The 21524-nt window shown below is 65.7% G+C and carries 21 protein-coding genes and 3 pseudogenes; 8 read left to right on the top strand and 16 right to left on the bottom strand.

Going from position 1 to position 21524, the window contains the following annotated elements:
- Positions 1 to 654: 654 nt before the first annotated feature.
- Both QA634_RS23805 and QA634_RS23800 read right to left on the bottom strand, forming a co-directional pair.
- A complete protein-coding gene (locus tag QA634_RS23805) occupies positions 655 to 2124 on the bottom strand; it encodes a short-chain fatty acid transporter (RefSeq protein WP_018259584.1) in 1470 nt (489 codons plus the stop codon).
- Positions 2125 to 2270: 146 nt separating this feature from the next.
- Positions 2271 to 3155: a hypothetical protein gene (locus QA634_RS23800; protein WP_150108716.1), complete on the bottom strand. Its 885-nt coding sequence runs from the start codon at positions 3153 to 3155 to the stop codon at positions 2271 to 2273.
- Positions 3156 to 3370: 215 nt separating this feature from the next.
- On the opposite strand from QA634_RS23800, the gene QA634_RS23795 reads away from it, so the two are divergent.
- Positions 3371 to 3796 (top strand): YybH family protein, encoded by a 426-nt coding sequence (locus tag QA634_RS23795; protein ID WP_012334452.1) that lies wholly within the window; start codon positions 3371 to 3373, stop codon positions 3794 to 3796.
- A gap of 144 nt (positions 3797 to 3940) precedes the next feature.
- On the opposite strand, the gene QA634_RS23790 is transcribed toward QA634_RS23795, so the two are convergent.
- Positions 3941 to 4903 (bottom strand): BON domain-containing protein, encoded by a 963-nt coding sequence (locus QA634_RS23790; protein WP_085984500.1) that lies wholly within the window; start codon positions 4901 to 4903, stop codon positions 3941 to 3943.
- A gap of 510 nt (positions 4904 to 5413) precedes the next feature.
- On the opposite strand from QA634_RS23790, the gene QA634_RS23785 reads away from it, so the two are divergent.
- Entirely contained in the window at positions 5414 to 5818 is a 405-nt protein-coding gene (locus QA634_RS23785) for a ribbon-helix-helix domain-containing protein (protein WP_063826015.1), read from the top strand.
- Positions 5819 to 6702: 884 nt separating this feature from the next.
- Here QA634_RS23785 and QA634_RS23775 read toward each other — a convergent pair.
- The 3 genes from QA634_RS23775 to QA634_RS23765 form a co-directional block, all read right to left on the bottom strand.
- Positions 6703 to 7140: a MucR family transcriptional regulator gene (locus tag QA634_RS23775; protein WP_012334449.1), complete on the bottom strand. Its 438-nt coding sequence runs from the start codon at positions 7138 to 7140 to the stop codon at positions 6703 to 6705.
- Positions 7141 to 7413: 273 nt separating this feature from the next.
- The gene (locus QA634_RS23770) at positions 7414 to 7623 is read right to left on the bottom strand and encodes a hypothetical protein (RefSeq protein ID WP_043701539.1); all 210 of its coding nucleotides are present in this window, start codon (positions 7621 to 7623) and stop codon (positions 7414 to 7416) included.
- Between the two features lie 423 nt (positions 7624 to 8046).
- Positions 8047 to 8346: a hypothetical protein gene (locus QA634_RS23765; protein WP_012334448.1), complete on the bottom strand. Its 300-nt coding sequence runs from the start codon at positions 8344 to 8346 to the stop codon at positions 8047 to 8049.
- Positions 8347 to 8789: 443 nt separating this feature from the next.
- On the opposite strand from QA634_RS23765, the gene QA634_RS23760 reads away from it, so the two are divergent.
- Positions 8790 to 8933 (top strand): hypothetical protein, encoded by a 144-nt coding sequence (locus tag QA634_RS23760; protein ID WP_168169170.1) that lies wholly within the window; start codon positions 8790 to 8792, stop codon positions 8931 to 8933.
- Positions 8934 to 9732: 799 nt separating this feature from the next.
- Here the strand turns inward: QA634_RS23760 and QA634_RS23755 are convergent.
- The 7 genes and pseudogenes from QA634_RS23755 to QA634_RS23725 all read right to left on the bottom strand — a co-directional run bounded on the left by QA634_RS23755 (position 9733) and on the right by QA634_RS23725 (position 13975).
- Positions 9733 to 9984, bottom strand: a complete 252-nt coding sequence (locus tag QA634_RS23755) for a hypothetical protein (protein ID WP_012334446.1) — start codon at positions 9982 to 9984, stop codon at positions 9733 to 9735.
- Between the two features lie 137 nt (positions 9985 to 10121).
- A complete protein-coding gene (locus QA634_RS23750) occupies positions 10122 to 10295 on the bottom strand; it encodes a hypothetical protein (protein WP_012334445.1) in 174 nt (57 codons plus the stop codon).
- A 178-nt stretch (positions 10296 to 10473) separates the two neighbouring features.
- The gene (locus QA634_RS23745; RefSeq protein ID WP_012334444.1) at positions 10474 to 10641 is read right to left on the bottom strand and encodes a hypothetical protein; all 168 of its coding nucleotides are present in this window, start codon (positions 10639 to 10641) and stop codon (positions 10474 to 10476) included.
- A gap of 385 nt (positions 10642 to 11026) precedes the next feature.
- A pseudogene (locus QA634_RS23740) lies at positions 11027 to 11472 on the bottom strand (hypothetical protein).
- A 53-nt stretch (positions 11473 to 11525) separates the two neighbouring features.
- On the bottom strand, positions 11526 to 11909 hold the full coding sequence (locus QA634_RS23735; protein ID WP_012334443.1) for a hypothetical protein: 384 nt from the start codon (positions 11907 to 11909) through the stop codon (positions 11526 to 11528).
- Between the two features lie 114 nt (positions 11910 to 12023).
- Positions 12024 to 12239 (bottom strand): DUF6894 family protein, encoded by a 216-nt coding sequence (locus tag QA634_RS23730; RefSeq protein ID WP_012334442.1) that lies wholly within the window; start codon positions 12237 to 12239, stop codon positions 12024 to 12026.
- A 1586-nt stretch (positions 12240 to 13825) separates the two neighbouring features.
- On the bottom strand, positions 13826 to 13975 hold the full coding sequence (locus QA634_RS23725) for a hypothetical protein (RefSeq protein ID WP_210161162.1): 150 nt from the start codon (positions 13973 to 13975) through the stop codon (positions 13826 to 13828).
- A 769-nt stretch (positions 13976 to 14744) separates the two neighbouring features.
- On the opposite strand from QA634_RS23725, the gene QA634_RS23720 reads away from it, so the two are divergent.
- From QA634_RS23720 to betA, 4 genes and pseudogenes are all read left to right on the top strand, one after another.
- Positions 14745 to 14957 (top strand): hypothetical protein, encoded by a 213-nt coding sequence (locus tag QA634_RS23720; protein WP_012334440.1) that lies wholly within the window; start codon positions 14745 to 14747, stop codon positions 14955 to 14957.
- Between the two features lie 169 nt (positions 14958 to 15126).
- A pseudogene (locus QA634_RS23715) lies at positions 15127 to 15265 on the top strand (IS3 family transposase); the annotation flags it as partial.
- A 104-nt stretch (positions 15266 to 15369) separates the two neighbouring features.
- A pseudogene (locus QA634_RS23710) lies at positions 15370 to 16367 on the top strand (IS3 family transposase); the annotation flags it as partial.
- 389 nt (positions 16368 to 16756) lie between these two features.
- Positions 16757 to 18442 carry a choline dehydrogenase gene (gene betA, locus QA634_RS23705; protein ID WP_012334439.1) on the top strand — a complete coding sequence of 562 codons (1686 nt, stop codon included), beginning with the start codon at positions 16757 to 16759 and terminating at the stop codon, positions 18440 to 18442.
- 75 nt (positions 18443 to 18517) lie between these two features.
- Here the strand turns inward: betA and QA634_RS23700 are convergent, their stop codons facing one another.
- From QA634_RS23700 to QA634_RS23690, 3 genes are read right to left on the bottom strand one after another with little or no spacing between them, the layout of a single operon-like run.
- Positions 18518 to 19312, bottom strand: a complete 795-nt coding sequence (locus QA634_RS23700) for a cobalamin-binding protein (protein ID WP_012334438.1) — start codon at positions 19310 to 19312, stop codon at positions 18518 to 18520.
- A 10-nt stretch (positions 19313 to 19322) separates the two neighbouring features.
- Positions 19323 to 19850 (bottom strand): hypothetical protein, encoded by a 528-nt coding sequence (locus QA634_RS23695; protein WP_236728647.1) that lies wholly within the window; start codon positions 19848 to 19850, stop codon positions 19323 to 19325.
- Between the two features lie 59 nt (positions 19851 to 19909).
- Positions 19910 to 20092: a hypothetical protein gene (locus tag QA634_RS23690; RefSeq protein WP_150108715.1), complete on the bottom strand. Its 183-nt coding sequence runs from the start codon at positions 20090 to 20092 to the stop codon at positions 19910 to 19912.
- Positions 20093 to 20832: 740 nt separating this feature from the next.
- On the opposite strand from QA634_RS23690, the gene QA634_RS23685 reads away from it, so the two are divergent.
- Positions 20833 to 21171 carry a hypothetical protein gene (locus QA634_RS23685; protein ID WP_012334436.1) on the top strand — a complete coding sequence of 113 codons (339 nt, stop codon included), beginning with the start codon at positions 20833 to 20835 and terminating at the stop codon, positions 21169 to 21171.
- The last annotated feature ends 353 nt before the right edge of the window (positions 21172 to 21524 follow it).

The following is a 21524-nucleotide window of genomic DNA, read 5'->3' as shown; positions in this document are numbered from 1 at the left end:
CGAGATTGATCTCTGGAATTGCGGGTTGTCGGTTCCGCGCAACAGGGCTGCCCTCTCGTGCTTGAGCCACGCCGCGTAGGCGGCCACCAGAATGCCGCCCGTGAGCAGCACTGTGGCGGCGCTGGGCCGGCCTGGCCCACGAGGGTGCCCCTCGGACACGCCGCAGGACCGCAAGGCGTCTGAATAAATCTGCGGCATATCGCATCTGGCTCTCTGATCCGGGATCCGCTTGATCAAAGCGGATCGCGTATCCCAAGCCCGCGCGGCGCCTGAGCGAAGCCGACATCCGCATTGCGAAGCAATCCGTCGGATGTCGTATCCCAAGCCCGCGCGGCGCCTGAGCGAAGCCGACGTCCGCATGGCCGAAAGGGGAGATGGCGGCGCAATCAACCGGATGTCGTATGAGGCCACGAACGGAGGCGGTGAGCGGCAACCGGCCAGGAGTCCGCGTTCGCCTTGTTCGGCTATGCGCCATCTCCGGACCTTCGGTCAGGGCCGCTTGAGGGGCCGCTCGCCACCCGATAGCAGACTTCTCAACGGCCTGAAGATCGCTCAGCCACCCTTTCGCACAAGCCACGATCAGCCTGGAGGCCACGCCTGAGACGAGGACGGCCGCTGCTCGCCACGAGAGCGCCGTCCCCGAGATATCCGTCCTCAGGGCATGACGGGCGGGTGGTAGGTCAGCGTGAAGGCGAGCGCCCATAACAGGAAGAGCACCACCGGCAAGTGGACGAGCAGCTGCAGGAAGCTGAACCCCACGATGTCGCGCGCCTTGAGGCCAAGGATGCCGAGCAGCGGCAGCATCCAGAACGGATTGATCAGGTTCGGCAGGGCCTCGGCCGCGTTGTAGATCATCACGGCCCAGCCCAGATGCACCTTCAACTCGTTCGCCGCCTGCATGACGTAGGGCGCCTCGAGCAGCCACTTGCCGCCGCCGGAGGGCACAAAGAAGCCGAGCACCGCCGAGTAGACGCCCATCGAGAGCGGGTAACTGCCAGCCGTGTTGAAGCTGACGAAGGCGTGGCTGATCACCTCCGACAGCGTGTCGCCCGACGCGTTCTTGGCACCCGTGAGGATCGCGCTGATCGAGGCATAAAGCGGGAACTGGATCAGGACTCCGGCCGTCGCCGGCACCGATTTCGCGACGGCGACCAGAAACCGCTTCGGGCGCCAGTGCAGCAGCAGGCCCAGGGTCAGGAACAGCAGATTGTAGGTGTTGAGGTTCGAGATCGCGACGATCCACGATTGCCGCGCGAATTCCTGCCAGATCCAGCCGCCGGCAATGATGACGAGCAGGATGTTCAGGAGCGGCCAATGCTCCAGCTTCTCGCCGGGCTGCGCGGGCGGATCGAGCTTTTCCTCCTTGGCCGAAACGTCCACGCCGAGATCCTGCGCGGTGACGGCGCTGACGGCTGCCGGGGCCGACGCGTAGGCGATCGCCACCGAGACCAAGAACAGGACCAGCGCGATCAGCATCGACTGCCACAGAAAGATCGTCTCGCTGAACGGGATCACGCCGGTGATCGGCAGCACGTTCGGCGGCAGGCTCTTCGGATTGGCCTGGAGCTGGGCGGCCGAGGAACTCAGGCCCATCGCCCAGGTCGCACCCAGACCGAGATAGGCCGCGGCCCCGGCAGCCCGGTAGTCCATGTTCAACTCCGTCCGGCGGGCCAGCGCCCGCGCGAGAAGGCCGCCGAAGATGAGGCTGAGGCCCCAGCTGAGGAAGGACGACAGCATGGTGGCGGCGGCCACGAGGCCCACCGCCCCACGCCCGGTGCGCGGGATCCGGGCGAGGCGGTCGATCAAGAACTGAACCGGCGGCGAGGTGGCGACGACGTAGCCGCCGATCGTCACGAAGGCCATCTGCATCGTGAACGGAATGAGGCTCCAGAAGCCGTCCCCGAAGGTCTTGGCGACCGCCGCGGCCGGCGCCCCGTTCGCCAGGGCGCCGAGCGCCACGAGGACCACCGCGATCGCCACGAAGATGAAGGCGTCCGGGAACCAGCGCTCGGCCCAGGCGGTGAAGCGAATGCCGAGCCGCGCGAGGGCTCCTGTGGCAGCGGCTCTTCCCTCGATCGATTGGAGACCTGAGGATCGGCTGGTCTGCGCCGATACTGTCTTCATGAGCATTTCTCCCTGGCCGGCCGGTTCGCTCGGCTTTGCCCTAAAAAGGGATAACGCTGGCTGGCGGTTTCCCGACAGCGCGAAAGCGACAGGCGGGGAGCGCGACACCCCGTGCAGCGCGCACCCACGGGACGCGAGGTGCGCGGTCATGGCTCCCGGACGCTGTCGCGGAACGCCTGCGCCTCGGCCCTGCTCTCGAAGATGTGCGGCCGCACGGTGCGGGTGAGGACGTGTCCGAGCTTCACGCGCATGAACGCGCTCGTCGTGGAGCGGGAAACGCGGGTGGAGTAGGTCTGCTCCAGCGCGCGAACCATCTCGGCGTAGGCGTCCGCCACCTCGCGATCAAGCTGGAAGGCATCGTAGTTGACGACCACGGCCATGCGCCGGCCGACTTCCCGGCAGCGCGCCGCCACGGCCTCCTGGATCATCGCGACATCCTCGATCCGACGGACGTGCAGTCCTTCGAGGTTCAGGAACAGGACGTTGCGGTCAGGGTCATCGGCGAGCCGGTCAGCGAGGTTGAGATCGCGCATCCGCTCCCGCAGCCCCATCGCCTGCGCGGCAACGATGCGCGGATCCATCGTGCGCGCACCCTTGATCATCGGCCGGAAGTTCATGTGGGCGAGGGTCTCCCGCTCGACATCGACCCCCGGCGCAACCTCGATCAGTTCCAGGCCGTCCTGGCGTAGTCGAAAGACGCAGCGCTCGGTGACGTACAGGACCGTCTTGTCCGCCGCGACCCGGCCCGAGAAGGTGATCTGCTCGACGTGCTCGTGGAACTTCCTGGCCCGCCCCTCCTGGACGATCCGGAGCTGACCGCTCTCGATCCTCACACCGAGGCCGCCGGCCGTGAAGGTGCCGGCGAAAACGACCTTGCGGGCGTTCCGGCTGATGTTGATGAAGCCGCCGGCCCCCGCGAGCTTCGGGCCGAAGCGGCTGACATTGACGTTCCCGGCCGCGTCCGCCTCCGCCATCCCGAGCACGGCAATGTCGAGCCCGCCGCCGTCGCAGAGCACCCGATCACGTTGCAATCGGGTGCTGCTCTCGATCTTTGATCTTGCCGCATTTTCTGCGACGAACCGGCATCCACTGCGTCGGAAAATGCTCTAAGTGCGAGTCGGTACCCGATGTCGTCATGTCGAGACGTTCCCGCGTCACCGAGCCAGTACACTGAGGGTCGCGTCCGCTATGCTGCTCAGCTTTCCCGGTTTAGTCTCGATGTAGAACCGAGATCGAGGAGGCTCCCATGCGCGCACCAACTCTCGCCACAGCGCTCTTCCTGCTTGCGGGACATGCACTGGCACAGGATAAGGCAGCTATCGATAAGCTGAACGCGGAATTTGAGAGCGCGTTTCGGAGCGGGAATTTCTCAGCAGTAGCGAACATGTACACTGAGGACGCCTACGTGCTCCCATCTGGCAGCCCACTCGTACATGGTCGCGCAGAAGTCCAGAAGTTCTGGACGGAGGCGGGGAAGGTCATCACCGACATCAAACTCACGACGCTAGACGTTCAGCCGCTGGGCGGTGAGGCCGCGCGTGAAGTCGGCCGTTTCGTGCTTAAATTGAAGGATCAGTCAGCGCAGGACGCGTCCGGCAAGTACGTCGTGGTCTGGCGCAAGGTCGGGAACGACTGGAAGCTCTCGACCGATATCTGGAACAGCGACAAGTGAGCACGCCTCGGGCTTCCGTGCGGTCGTGATCTGGCCACGATCGCGCGGCGTCAGCGCGATCCGGCATCGCGTTTTGGATCGAGATTCAACCCTCACTGCCAGAAGCGGCGGCTCCGAATAGGGCCGCCGCATTCCAGTGTGATGCTACGTGCCAATTTTCTCTTGTCGGCCCATCCCAACGCCGCTGAAGTTGCTGCTGCTTGTCCCTGCCGTGGAGGGCTGCCCGGTGCTAGAGGTGGCTCGTTCACCGCCAAGCCCACCGGTGTTCATTGATGAACTCTGCCGGACGCGAAGGTTGTTTTGCACGTGAGTGACGCCTGACACGGACTCGGCTATGTCCTCGGCTCGACGTTTGTCGTAACGGTTGTTGACCGTTCCGTTCAGCGTGACCTCGCGGCCTTGAACCGTGACCTCGATTTCGGTCGCATCTACCTGTCGATCATCAGTCAAGCGGTCATTCACGTCATCACAGATGCGCTCGTCTGATCGCTGGTAGTTGCGAGGACCCCGGCCTCCGTGATGCTGGGCACCTTGGTCGCCCTGTGCGGCATCACGCTCCCGACGACGGGCTGCCTCGTCGTCTCCGAACCACGACGAGATCTCGTCCCCGGCTCGATCAAGGAAGCCACGCTCCCCACGATAGCCGGTCACATCGCGATCATCATACGAGCGGGTGTAATCACGAGAGCCGCCACGTCCGTAGTCGCGTGCGCCGTAATCACCACGGCCGTAGCCGCCCTGGCTCGGGCGATCGGACCGGCCACGGCCATAGCCCTGATCCGCGCCGTAGAAGCCGCCGTAGTAGTCGTTGTCCCCGCCAGTGTACCGGGAGCGATCTTGGCCGCGGCCGGACATGTCGCGGCCTTCGTAGTTGCTGCCCATCCCGCGCCCGAACGCGACATCCATCGCACCGGGCTCGCGTTCGCGCCGACGCCAATCGTCATCGTCGCGGCCGTGCCGGCCTTGGCCGTAGTCACGATCATCGCGACCGTAGTAGCGGTCTTCACCGTAACCGCGGTCGCTGCGGCTGGAGAAACGGTCCCGATCTCGGTCGCCCATCTCACGTGAGCGGTCGCGCTCGTTGCGCCAGCGATCGTAGTCGCTCATGCGCGTCTCCTCTCGCATTTTTCTCCTCCTGCCCCAAGCGCCGCCATTCACGGCTCAGGGTCAGGGGCTCACATGTGGCCGGGTGCCCCCCGGCCGCTGTCAGCCCAACTCCATCCCGATTCGCGCGTTCCAGCTTGGCACGTGCGGTGGGCGGACTTGGCGCAGCGCTGTCGGCGCTCGCGCCCAACGCTGCCTTACAGCCGTCCTTCCCGCTAATGAGTGACGCGTGGGGGCGCTGGCTGGCTCTCAACCAGCCATGTCACCGGGCACGATGCTGCGGAGCCTGAGAGAAGGCGTTGACGTGCAGCGGACGGCGAGGAGTCCGGGGCATTGTCGCGGCATAGGAGCGGTTAACGACGCCAACTTGCGTCCAGCAATGGTCGGGCGAAACCGCCAGAACGCCCGTGGCGATTGGTCGTCAGCCACACTCGCGTGGATCACTGCCACCAGGGTTTCGGGTGAGGCGACGCCAGCTGACCGGGTGAGAAAGCTTCATAACCCCCTGGTAAGATGCCCGCCAAAGCAGCCATCACTGCGTCGCTCACCACTGAACTGAACACCTTCATCGCGGAAAAGGTCGCGAGCGGGCAGTACCGGACCGCCGGTGAGGTGATTCGCGCCGCTCTCCGCTGCCTCGGTCAGCAGAATGACAGGGACGTGCACGTCGAAGCGGCCTACTCAGTGACGACCAGTGAGCAGGCGAGGCCAGCAGCGGCAACCCCGGCCTTCCTCCAAGGTGGCGATATGATGGGCGCGCTCATGCGTCAGCATCCCTGGGCGGCCACACCGCTTGGAGACGCCGAGGCGTGGCCGCACTCGCTCAAGACGCTCATGGGCGTGATGCTCGGGTTGACCCGATCGGTATTTTGGACCGGGCCGAGTGCGAGGCTGCTGCATGGCCGTTGCCATGGGTAGCCGGAAGGCCGAATCCGGACGGCCGAAACCCGACCCGCTGCCCGTCGCCGGGGATGGGATCCGGCGCAGGCGCACCTAGTCTAGCACGGTCGAGACGCCAGCCCGCGAGGCCCTGCCGAGGGCCGATCAACTGGCCCTCGACTGGCGACCGGTTCATGGCGCGCTCGAATGCTTCCGGAAACTGTCCGCAGGCGCCATAACGCGTCCCGTACTTGATCTTATGCGAATGGGCCGCCCTGACGCGCGCGAGGGCCGATACACGCGCCTGACGTAGATAAACAAATCATCGTTGAAGATGAGCTTGCCGAGCCGGAACAAGGCGCCAGCCGTGGTCGTTAGGTGGCTGTAGTCATCACGAGTCCCTGTGACCCGACGCCCGGACAGGTCCTAACCCTCCGGCGGGCGTTCGTGCGTCTGGGCCTCAGTGGATCGTGTAGCGCGGAATGACCGGCAGATCGGTGGCGCCGGCGCCAGCGAGCGCCAGCCTCTTCAGCAAGGTGACGCGTTGGACGGCGGCCTCGCGAGAGAGCCCGGTCTGCTCGCGCCCGCGGGCGAGGTGGCCGGCCTACGGGCGCCCTGGTCGACGGGCCAACGGAGCATCGGGGCGGGCACCTGCCGGCCTCTGGCGAGGCGCAGCCAGGAGCGCCACTCCTCCGAGACCAGGCGCACCACGTTCGTGTCGTTCCGCCAGCCGCTGATCGCGCGCTCCTCGATAGGCACCAAGCCGCGGTGGGCGGCCTCGCGCAGGGCGTTCCGGACCAGAGGGTCTCGCACACGCCCGCGAGCCGGCAGTCCCCGCGCCGGAAGGACCTGTCGCGGACGGAGGTCGTGGCGACGGGCCCCGAGGCGGGCCGCGACCCCACTGACGATCGGGCGGGTCCCGCCTACTTGCCCTTCTGGCCCGCGGCGCGGCGGGACTGGCCGAGGCCGATGCTCTTGGCAAGCTCGGAGCGCTGCGCGGCGTAGTTCGCCGCCACCATCGGGTAGTCGGGCGGCAGGCCCCATTTCTGGCGGTACTGGTCGGGGGTGATGCCGCGGCTGGAGAGGTGGCGCTTGAGCGACTTGTAGGGCCTGCCGTCTTCCAGGCTGATGATCGCGTCCGGCGTCACCGTCTTCTTAATCGGGACCGGCGGAACCGGCTTGGCAAGTTCCTGCGCGGGCGGCCTGTGCAGACCAACCAGCGCCGCGTGCACCTGACTAAGGAGTGTGGGCACCTGGGAAGGCGCGACAGAGTTGTGGGCGACGTACGCAGCTACGAGCCCGGATGTCACCTCGATGAGGTCTGCGCTACCTGCCAGCGCATTAGCTTGACCGGCACTCATCTCAGCCCTCCTCTTCGGTCGGCAGCTTATCGTGCGACTAACTCGCAGAAAATTCAAGGTAAGATCAGGCCGATTCGCAAGCACACAAACGCAACCTAATCTGGCCAAAACTTGCAATCTAAGGTTATGTAGATGACTGGCGGGAGCCAGCGATTTCGGAACGGCGTTGACGACCAGGTCTCGGCGCCGCTCGCGAAGCTTCAGGGGGGCACTGACCCGCGTCGCCAAGGACGACAGCGTCAAGTCGTTCAAGAAGGACTGGACCGAGGTCGGTCAGGCCGTCGAGAAGGTCGGCGGCGTTCCGTGCGCCGGGGGCTGGTGGACGGCGAAGCAGCAGCAACACGCGGTCGACGTGCTGGCGAAGGGCGGCGCCTCGGCGCTGGGCGCGAAGGCCCTGGTGGCGCGCTGTTCGGCCGTGGAGGCCCGCGGCGGCCCCACCTCGGCGAACTCGCGCTCGGGGGCGTTCGGGATCGCGCAGTTCAAGTCCAGGTCGGGCGGCTACTCGCGCCTGCGCGACGGCGAGGTTGTCAACGACCCGCCGCCGGGCCGACCCGCGGCGCGCCGGATCGGCGACGACATGGGGGGCCGGCGCTTCGACGGCGCGGGGGCCTCGGCCGGCGGCAATGGCCACCTGCCCATCACCATGGTCGGGTCCCGACCGGGACGCGCGCCCGCGCCGCGATGGACGACCTGTTCAAGGACGTCTCGATCACCCAGCGCAGGCAGGTCGACATCTCGATCAAGGCGGCGCCCGTCTGGACACTGCACACCCGGATCGGGAGCAGCGGCTGGTCCGCCGCGCGCTTCCGGCGCGGGCTGCCCGAAAATGGGCCTTCGAGTGGTGCTCTGCGAGGCCCGAGCTTGGTCGTCAACCTCGCCCTACCCTGCGTTCGCCTGTTCGGGTCCTCACTCGACGGGCGGCCCCGGACGCGTCGCGCTCTCGATGATCGCCTCCCACGACTTGCCCATCGCGCGCAGGGACTCGATCGAGGGGCCGATCTCGTTCCCGTAGACCCTCACCGTGCGCTCGTAGATGCGGGTCCGGTGCGGCTCGGGGGTCTGCTCCTTGAACAGGGAGGCCAGTCGCCTGCGCTCCGCGTGCATCGCCCGCGCGATGGCCTCGGCGGAGGCGCCGCGGCGGCGCATCTCAGCCGCGTGCTCGCGCAAGTCGCGCACGGCTTGCTCGTACTGGGACCGCAGGCTCATCGACGGTGTGGCCCTCGTGACCGACGCGATCGGACGATCATGCATCGTTCTGCGTCGGCCTCCCACCTGTAGCGGCCCTCCCGCGGCCAAGCCGAACGAGTTTCGGGTTCGGCTCGAAGGCGATGGCGCTTGATCGCCCCGGGTGTGCGGGTGCACGATGCTCCTTAGGTTTTAACCAAACTAGGCTGGCGCGTTCGAGGGGCAGAGCCAAGCCCCTCGTCTCTGACAATTTGCGGGCGGTGGTAGAGCCACGTGCCCCCGGAACCGGCTCTGTGCAGCCGCGCACAGATTTCTGGTTGGCGGGCTTCAGGCTGTCCTCAACACCACGGCGGAGCCCAGCCGGAGAGGCAGCCAACCCGCGAGGGAGATGCCCCATGAACACGTGCCAACAGGACCGCGCTTCAACGTCAAAGCAAATCAGAACGTCAGAGGAGATCGGGCTCTTGACCGATGAAGAACTTGATGGAATTGCGGGCGGGTTCTTCAAGAGGATCTTAGGAATATCATCAAATTCTACGGCAGGACAGAGCGATCCTGTGCAGATGTTTGGCCAAATATCGCAGCAACTGACGAAAGGAACAGACTGAGCAAAACAGTTGCAATAGCAGACTTCTCATGGCGTGCCCGAGCGCAACACGAACAGGACACCCGTGAGCTCGGCGCGGCCGCTAAGGCGCCAACCCTGGTTCTGTTAGAAGCTCTCAATCGTGTTGGGGACATCTTCGGCCCGCTCAGCTCCGGTAGCGGCGGGCCTTTTCTATCCTGGATCAATGTGCGGGCCTGAAGCGGCATCCCTAATGTTGTGCCTATCTGGGTCCCCGTTGGCGCCGGCAAGATGCCCGCGGCCATTTGGTGAACTTAAATCGAACTTAATGCAAAATAAAACGTCGCAGTTTTACGCGCAAGTACAGCCGCATTTAAGAGGTGGTCGCGTTTTATGCTACGGGAGAGAAGGACGCTCCCTATGCTGCGCATACGAAATCGTGCAGTGCTGCGCCTGGAAAGGCTACTTGCCAACCGTGAGGCAAATCAGGATGCCTTTTCCGCACGCCAGCGAAGACCTAAGAAGGGTGCCGAATTAAGATCAGTTCTGGTTATGCCGATCGGCATGCTTCATCTGACAGCGAGGCGGCCGATTTGGATAGCGATCGTGCTGATGGCCGCGTTCATACTGTTAACCCAGACTGACTGTGCCATACGGAGGCGGTACGGACTCCTGTTCTACGGGTCGGACGTGAACACCTGCACACAGCAGGAGGCGTTGAACCGGATCAAGAACATCACCGCTTTCTTGGACACTCGGGCGAGCGAGTTGAGCTTGAGGTAGTTCTCGCCTGAATACGAGAAGGGCAGCGTCCGTGTCCCCCTTAAGCGGTGCGGCCGCCCTCATCCGGCCACGGCACGTCCCACCCTACGACGCGATAACTCGCCGGTAGCGGGCCGGACACGCATGCCCCAGCTGTATTTCGCGTGCAGCCGGGCGTAGACGCCCAGCATGTCGCGCACCACGCCGACCGGCTTCGCGCCGCAGGCCGAGCAGCGCACCCGCAGGGCGATGTCGAGAAAGGGCAAGTCGGCCGGGAAGCGGTCCGTGCTGATCGTCGCCTCGTGGCCGCAATCGGTCGCGTTGCAGTGCACGAAGGCCGTGCGGTCGCCCTCCTCGGACCGGGGCCAGCCGATCGTGGGCGGTGGTATCTCGCGGCCCTGCTCGTCGCAGGCGCGGCGGGGATTGCGTGCGCGTATCAGCCGGCCCCCCGGAAGGACCGTGATCGTCGCTACTCGGCCGAGGCGATCACGACGTGCAACCAGCGGCTCACAGGTGCTTCGAAGTTGCCGGCCGCATCCGCCGTCTGAGTTGCACCAGCAATCGGCTGTGCGGCGAGCAGGGCGATGGCGATGACCGCGTACACGGCGGCGAAGGACAGAACGGTCCTGAGATTGGCATCCATCGCACGGCTTCCTTGGGTGGCGAGCGCTGGACTTGGTGTATGCCCAAAAGGCCAAGCTTTCATCACTCATTCGGGTGAGAGCGCCCTCCATGAGGGTCGGGAGCGAGGGCGTGATTGTCTCGCTCAACCGGCCCGCGCCAGTAGGATGGCCGCGCGCACCGCCATCCGTCGCTGCGCCTCAAGGGCGTTCGTCAGGACCAGCCCCCCGGGCGTGGATGTTCGCAAGGATCACCGCCGCGAGGTCCACGGCGACGCCTTCGGCGATCAGGCGCAGTCCCGGCGTGGGATCGTCGAGGTAGCCGGAGACTGCGGCGTTCACACGCTCGTCGGTGACGGCCTTGGACATGAGGGTGATGTACAGCCCTGTATGCTACCGCCCACCGACGGAAACTTGCGTTTTAGTGACCGCAGAAAGCAGCACTGCTCGCCGCGGTTCCCATGCAGAACATTTCCTCTGACAGGTGCATGATTTCAACATAAGCCTCCCGACCCATTTTCTGCACTGTGGGCCTAAGTACCTCGAACTCGAAATACGCGAAGGCTGCAACGGCAACAAGAGCGGCCCACTGAGGCGCCTCTTTCTTTGGCGACGGCCGTAGATAGTGCACGGACATGGCTCGCCTACAAATTTGTTATAATCAGATTTGCAGCGTGTTCTCCTGGAGTGCGTTGCGCATCAGCCATTTAAAGTAGGGATGCCGAGCCTATCGGGCCAACGACACCTGCTACGCTCATTCTATGGTGTCCCATCTACCCGGGTAGAGCCCATGGAACAGATGGCCGGCCGCCTTGCGGCTGAACAGGGTGAACCGGCGCCGCCGCTGGTGCTCGGGCCGGTCGTGCAGCATGTGCCAGCGCTGGCAGGAGGCGGCGAGGTTGCCGGGCGCGCCGTCGGCCGTGTCGTGGTTGAGGTGCGCCGTCGCCAGGACCACGCGGGTGAACCGGACGGTGTGGAGCAGGTCCTCCGGGAGCATGCGGCTGCGCAGGATGCGGCCTCGCCCGTCGCGCCGCATCTCGGTCGCGGCGTCGAACCAGCGCCCGCCCTGAAGGCGACCCGTTGCAGGTGGGGCCGCCCGCAGCCCTCGCAGCGCCCTCCGGCGGACCGGAAGCGGATCACGTCGGAGAGCTGGGGCCAGTCGATCGGGTCGAAGCCGCGGTGCTCGGGTCGGATCGGCACGGGTGAGATCGGCGCCCTGATCGGCGCAGGCTACGGCGGAGTTCGTGATCCCGCTAGGCCGCCTTCCCGAACTCCCAGACGGTCACGCCGCGGCAGCGCCCGGGCTTGGCCTTCCGCGAGGTCCAGAGGTGTGTCGTCAGGTACGCCTCCGCCAGCTCGAACACCGGGTAGGAGCAGGGCATCATCACGCCGCAGCAGTCGCCCCGGACGATGCCGGCCTGCGGGTGCACCGAGAACAGGGTGAGCGCGTCCCAGCCGAGCCGCGCCGCCTCGGCGCCGAACTCGTCGACGAAGCGGCGGCAGTTCTCCAGGCTGGTGGCCCAGTCGTCCAGGCGGAAGCCGGGGCAGGGCGGCTGGCCGGGGGAGAGGGAGGCGAGGCCGCGGCTCCACGCGCAGACCAGGGCGGCGGGATCGGCGATCGGGCCAGTGGTCCGCATGACGGCCCGATACTCCCCCGAGGTGTAGTGGGGCCTGCCGAGCGTGCCGGCCTACATCGGCCTCGCCACCAGGATCGCCGCGAAGTCGAGCGCCACACCCCGTGCGATCAGCCGCTACTCCACGGGCAGGATAGCCAGGACGGTCTCGGCCTCCACACGGATGCAGAGGGTCCAGCCGTCTCCGAGGTGCGCCAGCACGCCATTGGCTCGCATCTCCCGGATCACGGATTCGGCCGCCTCCAGGGCCTGATCCAGGTTCGTGGCCTCGACCCCCTCCTCGTCCCGGATGGTAGTGACCCCGTCGGCGAGGTCGAAGTAGAAGTGCCGCATGACTAGGTCCTTTTCTGCGAGGACGGGAGTGCGCGGCTCCGTCCGGCAGGCTACGTATCCGACAGCAAGTTAATCCGCATACTTCGTTTATGTAAGCTTAATCCGCGCAACGAAGACTTTCGAAATCAACTGCACGATCACGCATAGGCCGTAACGACTACATGACTTTGGGAACGTTGCGCTATATAGCAGGATTAGGGCAGAATAGGTTGTGTAGTCACACCGACATGTCGCCCTGCCTAAGAGGCTGGGCTCTCTGTTGAATATGCGGGCTCTCTGGCGCCGGGAACCCGATCGATGCGCGACCCGTTCATGACCGAAGCACATGACGCGACTGACAATTCATCAGAGAGAAGCGAGAGAATTCGTGACCATATTAGAAAATTTGTAAGAAAATCGATAGATAAACAAGGGCCGAAACACGAATTCATAGTCGGCGAGATCAAAGATATTTATCGTGTAGTGTATCGATCGTTCCCCGTCATAGGGCCGTTGCGGAGACTGCGGCCCGGCACCAGGCGTGCCCGCATCGGTTCAGGAAGGGTATACCCCTGGCGAACCAGCCCGGAGCTGGTTCAACAGGGCCCGCGTGACCCTTCAACAGGCACGGGCGAAGGCGCAGGGCCTCTGCCGGGGCCGGGCGGAGGACACGGAGCGCAACGCGGGGATCGCCGCGATGCTGTCAGCCGGGATGACGTGGTCTCAGGTTCAGGCGGCGACCGGGTACAATCGGGCTCACCTTGCCACGATCGCCAAGCGGGTCGGAGCGAGGCGACGCCGCTCAGCTGCCCCGCCATGATCGCCGTGACCTGGGGCACCAGCTCCCCAGCGCCCCCTGTGGTCTCCTGCACTCGTTTGCCGAGGAGGTCACCCGGCCGAGGCATGCCGCACCGCCGCGACCAGATCAGCTTGCCCGTTCCGTCCAGCAGCATGACGACCGCGTCAGACTGCGAGAACAGTTCGCAAGCCCGGTCCGCGGCCGCCGCGACTGCCGTCTCCTCGGTGACGGCGCCCAGTTCCTCATGATCGGTCACAACGCTGGCGCCGTCTGGCCGTGGTCAGAGTAACCAGAGCTGGAAGTGCGACGTGGGCGGGCTACGAGACATGGTGCCAGTGTGCTCGCGGTGACACACCGGGGCAAGCTTCTGTGCTGAGTTTGTCGCACAGACCAGGGTAGTTCCACAGCTTACTTCAACGTCCGCGCATGCTCCGGACAGCTTGACCGCTAACATTCCGAGGCACTTACGGCCGCTATTTGCAGCGTGCACAACTTAATTACCGGCCTCAGATGGATGCGGTCTGAGCAAGCCCTAAGCCGCCTATCCGAGTTGCCAAATCACTCAACACTCGATATGGCCAGCCTCAATAAAAAAGAGAGGGCGGCGGTGATTGCGGAAACAATGGCAAGTGTCGGCCTTATTGGCGCGGCGAGCGCAAGCTTCGCTATAATAATGCTGCTTCTTCACTAAGCACGGCGGCGCCTTGTCTCAGTTTTAACCAAATTTTAAGGCGCCCGGTCGGCGCGCTTACCGCCGCGTTCGTCTTCCCTCTTGACCCGGTGTCGCAGCAGCGTGGCTTCAGCAAGCTCAGCCAGCCGGAGCGAACTCGGCGAGCCGTTGCCGGCCGCTATCGCTCCACCGGGGCTGCTGCTCGACGACGTGCCCCAGCAGCTGCTGCTGCGATTTGCCGGCCTGAGCGCCCGGGCCCGGCAGCAGCGTGAGGACGAGCTGGCGCATCGGCTCGACCGTGCCGCTCTCCTGGCGGTTGCGGCATGGCTACGGGCACAGCACGGACCGATCCCGCTTTGCTCAATCCCGGTTCGCCCATCCCCGCCGGAACCGCTCCAGGGCACGCTACAGGCCTCGGTCGGCCGTGCCGAATGACGTGGTCGCAGATCCAGGCGGCGACCGGGTGCCGCCGGGCGCACATCGCCAAGATCGCCCAAAGAGCGGCTCCGTAACCGCGCCTATGCGGATGGGCCGGTCTCACGCGTGCGAGCAGCTATACAACCACTCGCACGGTTGGAGCAGCCTTAGCTTAGGGCGGAGGTTGGGCTAGGAGTGGGGCTGACGCATGTGCGTCTGAGCACATCGGGTGGCGTGTTGGACTTGCATTCTCTCGGAGGGCAATGATGTTGCCTCGGGAGGCTTCTATGCTCAAATCCTTGAAACAGCTCACACTTAGAAAGCCAGAGAATAAATCAAAGTATTGCACTCATAATACCTTGAGCAACGACGAGCTCTCCGAAACCGTAGCTGGATTAAATCCTCAACCTATTCCTCCGGGCTTCTCTGCAAGCAGCAGAGTTAGCAATGTTTTTGGGATTATATTTCAAGACAAGCCTGTCATACCTTTGCACATCCAGATCAAACAATGCGATTAGCTGCAGCGTTCGCGTAAGTCGCCAGCTTGGCGACTTACGCCACCCCGCCCGACAGCGCGTGAAGCAGCCAGGTCGGTCGCACCGGCAGTTAGCTTCGAGACCCAGGAGGCGCATCGCCGACCATGGCCAAGCCGCAGGATCCTCGACCGTGGTACCGCAGCCGTTTCGTGACGTTCATTGCGGGCGGTCTCGGCTGGTTCGCCAGCACCGCCGTCAAGCGATACCTGGAGGCAGAATTTGGATGGGGCGCGGGAACACAGTTCATCGTTCAGGTGGTGGTCGCCGGGCTGGTTGCGATGCTCATCCTGTGGCTCGTCGAGCGAGCGGTGTCGTGACCGCCCTTGCGCGCGGCCGATCGGTCACCGTCCCTGCCACCCTGACTGTGTTTTCTGGCGAGGGTCGGGTGCGGGTGGTGCGGATCAGCGGCGGCCTCCCCAGTGACCTGACCGGCTGGCTTCGGTCCGGGCTGATTGAGAGGATCAGCCCGGACCGAAGGAGTCGGACATGCGGCGAGGTCAGAAGACGAGCGCGGAGCAGGTGATGCTCAAGCTGCGCCAGATTGAGGTGCAGACGGCACAGGGCAAGAGTTGGGCCCTGGCCTGCACGGAGGCGGAGATCTCCGAGCAGAGCTATGACCGCTAGAGCAGCACCCGATCACGTTGCAATCGGGTGCTGCTCTCGATCTTTGATCTTGCCGCATTTTCTGCGACGAACCGGCATCCACTTCGTCGGAAAATGCTCTAGCACAAGGAGTACGGCGGTCTCCAAGTTGATCAGGCCAGGAAGATGAAGGACTTGGAGCGCGAGAACGCGCGGCTGCCGCGGCTCGTGGCCGATCTCTCGCTGGAGAAGCAGGTCCTGGCGGACGTCGCCTCGGGAAACTCATAGCCCCCGAGCGACGCCGGCAGGCGGTGGACGGCATCCGAGAAGTACGGCCTCTCGGAACGTCACGCCTGCCGGATCGTCGGCCAGCACCGGGGCACGCAGCGTTACGTGCCCACGCCGCCGGCCGACGAGGCTGCGCCGACCCGTGCCATCGTCGCCCTGGCGTCCGAGTACGGACGCTACGGCTACCGCCGTGTCACCGCACTGCTGCAGGCAGCCGGCTGGCAGGTGGGCAAGGATCGGGTTCAGCGCATTTGGCGTCGCGAGGGGCTGAAGGTCCCCAGCCGACAGAGACCACGTAGCCGCCGGTGGCTGAACGACGGCTCGTGCGTGCGGCTGCGACCGCTCCACCGCACCACGTCTGGAGCTTCGACTTCGTGCAGGGGCAGACCCACGACGGCCGGAGCTTGCGCATCCTGACGCTGATCGACGAGCACAGCCGGGCGTGCCTGGTTCTGAAAGTGGCACGGCGGATCAACAGCCTCGGCGTGCTCGAGGCGTTGGCCGACGCCATGTGCCTGCACGGCGTCCCCGAGCACGTTCGCTGCGACACCGGCCCTGAGATGATCTCGAAGACGCGACGCAAATGGCTCGCCAAGACCGGCCCGCAGATCCAGTACATCGCGCCGCGCTCTCCATGGGAGAACGGGTTTTGCGAGAGCTTCTACGGCAAACTGCGCGACGAGTGCCTGAAGCAGGAGATCTTCTACGCGTTGAGGGACGCGCAGACCGTGATCGGGTTACGGCAGAACACCTGCAACCGCGTCCGGCCGCATTCGTCCCTGGGCTATCGCCCGCCCGCGCCTGTCACCTTCCCGGATCCGGCCTTCCGGCTACCCCTGGCAACGGCCATGCAGTAGCCTCGCACTCGGCCCGGTCCAAAATACCGATCAGGTCAATTGAGCGGGGAGGGGCAGAAGCGGTAGGATGATCTCGTGCTATGCGGGTCCAAGTGTTCTGGCCAGGGGCATCCAACGTCCCGACCACCATCCCGGTCAGGGTGCTTGCGGCCAATACCGCCCGTCTCCCTTGTCCCGCTTCAGAGCTTTCGCCCTGCGCAGTATCATTCGACCAAGTTAATCGTGTTGGCGTCAGCCAGAGTGCATCCTCGTGCCGGCGGCGCTGAAGCTTGGCTTCGAGACCTTGGAGCGCCACACGCGCAGTACATCGATCCAGGTCGAGCCGTCGGACTCCGCGCCCCTGATGCTGAGCGCGAGGCTTCCCGTGCCACCTCACCGGCCATCCGACCATGACGCAGGAATACGATTTCATCATCGTCGGTGCCGGCTCGGCCGGAAACGTGCTGGCCGCCCGGTTGACCGAGGACGCGGACGTCAGCGTCCTGCTCCTGGAGGCGGGTGGTCCCGACTACCGCTTCGACTTTCGCACCCAGATGCCAGCGGCGCTCGCCTATCCACTCCAGGGGCGGCGCTACAACTGGGCGTATCTCACCGATCCGGAGCCTCACATGAACAACCGGCGCATGGAGTGCGGCCGGGGCAAGGGGCTCGGCGGCTCGTCGCTGATCAACGGCATGTGCTACATCCGCGGCAATCCCCTCGACTACGACGGCTGGGCGCGATTGCCCAGCCTCGCGGACTGGTCCTACGGCGATTGCCTGCCGTACTTCCGCAGGGCGGAGACACGCGACCTTGGGCCGGACACCTATCACGGCGGAGACGGACCGCTCTACGTCACCGCGGCCAAGCCCGGCGGAAACGTTCTGTTCGAGGCCATGATCGAGGCCGGCGTGCAGGCGGGCTACCCCCGCACCGCGGACCTCAACGGCTACCAGCAGGAAGGCTTCGGTCCGATGGACAGGAGCGTCACCGCGAAGGGACGCCGGTCAAGCACCGCCCGGGGCTACCTCGACCAGGCGCGGGAGCGGCCCAACCTCACTATCGTCACCCACGCACTCACCGACCGCATCCTGTTCAATGGCAAACGCGCGAGCGGCGTCGTCTATCTGCGCGGGAACAAGGAGCCGTCCTTTGCGCGGGCACGCCGCGAGGTGCTGGTCTGCTCCGGCGCGATCGCCTCGCCGCAGATCTTGCAGCGCTCCGGCGTCGGGCCTGCCAATCTCCTGCGCAATCTCGACGTCCCCCTCGTTCTCGACCTGCCCGGCGTCGGCGAGAACCTGCAGGACCATCTTGAGATGTACGTGCAATACGAGTGCCGGCAGCCCGTCTCCCTGGCACCCGCCCTCAAGCCCTGGAACCAGCCCGCCATCGGCGCGCGATGGCTGTTCGCGGGGACGGGGATCGGCGCAAGCAACCAGTTCGAAGCGGGCGGCTTCATCCGCTCCGACTCCGAATTCGCCTGGCCGAACTTGCAATATCACTTCCTACCGCTGGCGATCAGCTACAACGGCAGCCACGCGGTGAAATCGCACAGCTTTCAGGCCCATGTCGGCTCGATGCGCTCACCGAGCCGGGGTCGGATCCGGCTCACTTCGCGGGACCCGCACGCCCATCCGAGCATCCTGTTCAACTACATGTCGGCCGACCAGGACTGGCGCGAGTTCCGCGTTGCGATTCGGATCACCCGCGAGATCATGGCCCAGCCGGCCCTTGATCCGTACCGCGGGCGCGAGATCAGCCCAGGCGCGGCGCTACGTTCCGACGCGGAGCTCGACGCCTTCGTGCGCGCCCATGCCGAGACCGCCTACCACCCTTCCTGTTCCTGCAAGATGGGCGAGGATGCGATGGCGGTGGTCGACGGCCGGGGCCGGGTGCATGGGCTGGAGGGTCTGCGCGTGGTCGACGCCTCGATCATGCCGCAGATCGTCACGGGCAACCTCAACGCCCCGACGATCATGATCGCGGAGAAGATCGCCGACGACATTCGCGGCCGGACCCCCCTGCCGCGCAGCCAGGCAGCCTATTTCGTGGCCGGCGATACGCCGCCGCGGAGGAGGCCGGTTCGCGCAAGCTGAGACTTTGCGCTTCGCTGTCGACGAGAGGTGGCTCGGTTCTCTGAACAGCACCCTGAGCGCATGTATCCTGCATCTTCAGGGCGAAGGATCAGCGGGACGCAGCGCGGCGCGGATCGCGTCGAGGCCGTCGGTCAGTGCCGCCGGTCCAGGCTGCAGGATCAGCGGCGACTTGACTTCGGTGATCCGCCCGCGCGCCACCGCCGGAATGGCCGACCAGCCCGGACGGGCCGCGATGCGGCTCGGCACCACCTTCTTCCCGCACCAGGAGGCGAGGATCACCTCCGGTGCGGCCGCGACCACCGCGTCGGGCGACACGATCCTGTCCTTCGCCGCCGCCTGCCGCGCCAGGTCAGGAAAGACGTCCTGTCCGCCTGCGACGCCGATCAACTCCGAGACCCAACCGATGCCGGAGATCAGCGGATCGTCCCACTCCTCGAAATACACCCGCGGACGAGGCCGTCCCTCGGCTTCGGCCGCGACGCGCCCGAGGCGCTCCTCGTAGCCCCGCGCGAGGTCCTCGGCCCGTCCGGGCGCCCCCACGAGGGCGCCGAGGGTGCGGATCATCGCCAGGATGCCGGCCACGTCGCGCTGGTTGAACAGGTGCACGGCGATCCCGGCGCGGGCGAGGTCGGCCGCGATGCCGGCCTGCAGGTCGGAGAAGGCCAGTACGAGGTCGGGCGACAGCGCCAGGATCTTGGGCAGGTCGGCGCTGGTGAAGGCCGAGACGCGCGGCTTCTCGCGCCGCACCCGCGGCGGCCGCACCGCGTAGCCCGAGACCCCGACGATGCGATGCTCCTCGCCGAGGAGGTAGAGGGTTTCGGCCGTCTCCTCGGTCAGGCAGACGATCCGCTCCGGCGGGAAACCGCGCACGACCCTTCTCTCACGCGCTCTGCAGCCTGCGAGCCGCCCATCTGTGCGCGACCTCTTCGCCGGCCGCTTGCAGCAGCACGAAGCCGCCTAAGGCAGCGAGGTTGATGAGAAAGAGGTGTGCGACCACCGAGGGCGCGAACGCCTCCGCGTCGCCTGGCAGCACGAAGCCTGCCGTACACAAGGCGAGTTCGCAAGCCAGGAAGGCGATGACCAACGACGGCAGAATGGCGGGCCATTCGGCTCTCACGAGCCGGGATGTGGCCGCGGCGGCGGCCCAGGCCAGCAGCATCCCCGAGCCGATCGCCAGGCCCCAGCCGATCGTGCTCGGGTCGAGTGGGTAGCCATGTAGGCCAAAGCCGACGGCTTGGTTCGTCAGCCAGACGGCAGTTATGAGAAGGAGACCGGCCCGGCGGGGTAGCCGGAGGGCTGCCCAGGTCGCGAAGGCCGCGAAAGGTGTGGCGCAGGCCAGGGCACTGCTCGCCATCGCCGCGGCCATTACGGGAAGGCCGACGCCCGCGGCGCTCCGATAGTGAGCCACCGCGGCATCCGCCCAATTGGCGCGCCCATGAGGATGTCCAGCCACGTCAGCCTCGCCCGTCAGCACACGCCTTCACCTCTCCTACGCGCGCTGGCCGCGCGATGCACGCCGGTCCACCCGCCCGTCACCCGCGCTTTGATCCGGCGCCGCCGCGCGAGCTCGCTTTTCCGGTAGGCATGGAAGATCGGCGCCGCGGCAGGATGGAAGCCGAATATGGCCCCTATCACCAGCAGCGCGATCATCAGATCCCAGGCGCGCCCAGGAAGGGGTGGCAGCCAGGATCTGGGGTAGCTGTTCCTGGGTGACCCGAGCAGCCCTGAGGGCCCGCAAGGGGAGGGCGTACCAGGGTGAACGCGCAAAGTGCCGAGCGAGCTCGGCGCTTCGATCGGCAGAAAGCCCAGAGTACCGTCCCAACGGCCGTCTCTGGTGGCCGGTGCCCTGCCCCGAGGCGCTGCTAAGCCCTCCATCCCACATCCGAACCGAGCCCGGGCTTATATCCGCCCCTCCCATTGGAGGTTAGACGTGTCGGGGTCGACACCCGCGTTTGCAGGATTCAGCAGTGGCTTGGCCGGTTGAGCGACAGCCCCGGGGCAAGTCGCGCGCCTTAAGCTACTCGATAGCGGCAGATATTTTATTTCTTGCAAGTTTTACGGGTTATGAATATGCAATGAGAATAATAGCGCTCACTGCATCGCGGCTCCGTGCAACACGGATGCAACGCGAAGCCAGCCTTCTCAGCGGTCCGGAGGCAGCTCACAGGCCTCCTCTCGTCACGTCGGTCGCGCAATGCGCCGGCTCTCACAGCGCCTCAGGACGGGCGTGGGCGACCATCGACCGGACGTGCTGGCCGGGGGGCAGGGGAGGGCGAACTGCCCACCTTGTCGCCGCCGCTCGCTTCTCGGGCAGTGAACTCCGGCCCAGTCCTGGTGCGTCCGGGAGCGTCCCGGCGTAGCCTGCCGCGTGGCTGCGGAGGGCGAAGCTCATGGGTCCCGCACTGCTTCTTGAGACGCTCGAAGCCCGGATGACTGCGGTCGCCCAAGCCCTTGAGCACTTGACCTCGGGTGGCAATCCCGCGGCCGAAATCGAGAACGTCCGAGCCCAGCTCGTCGAGATCCTGCAGCTCGTCGCGCGTGATCCCGGCATCCATGCCGCGGCGGATGATCTCTGCTCCTGCGCCCGCGCGTACGCCGCAGCGGAGGCGGATGAGCCAGGGGTAATAGGCCGCCGAAAGCGGCTCCTGACCGAGGCGTACTCACAGCTCTGGCACAGGCTCGGAATGGCGCACCTCGGCTCGGATGGTGTGAGAACGGCACCGGAGTGAACGAGTCGGCCGAGCTGATGCCAATACGCCGCGACCAGGGGCGGGTCGACGTGCGACGGCCTGCCACCGTTCACCACCCATTCCGGGTTCGCCCAGGCGGTGGCCGGGCCGGATCACTCCCGGCGTGTTCGGCTATGCGCCACTTCCTGGCCTCCGATCTTAAGTCGCAAAAGGTCGGGTCATGAGGCGAATGCGGACAGAAGGAGGGCCGCTTCACGAAAAGCTAGCCGAGTTCCTGACAGAGCGCCGTGCCACGAACCCGGCCGAGGCCGCGCCCCAATTCAAGTCCCGAGTCATTCGCCGTGTCGCCCTCCACAAGGTGCTCCTCTCACCCGACAATCTGAAGAAGATAG

This window comes from Methylobacterium sp. CB376 (genome assembly GCF_029714205.1).
Lineage (GTDB): Bacteria > Pseudomonadota > Alphaproteobacteria > Rhizobiales > Beijerinckiaceae > Methylobacterium.
This window is presented reverse-complemented; position numbering and strand designations above follow the sequence as displayed.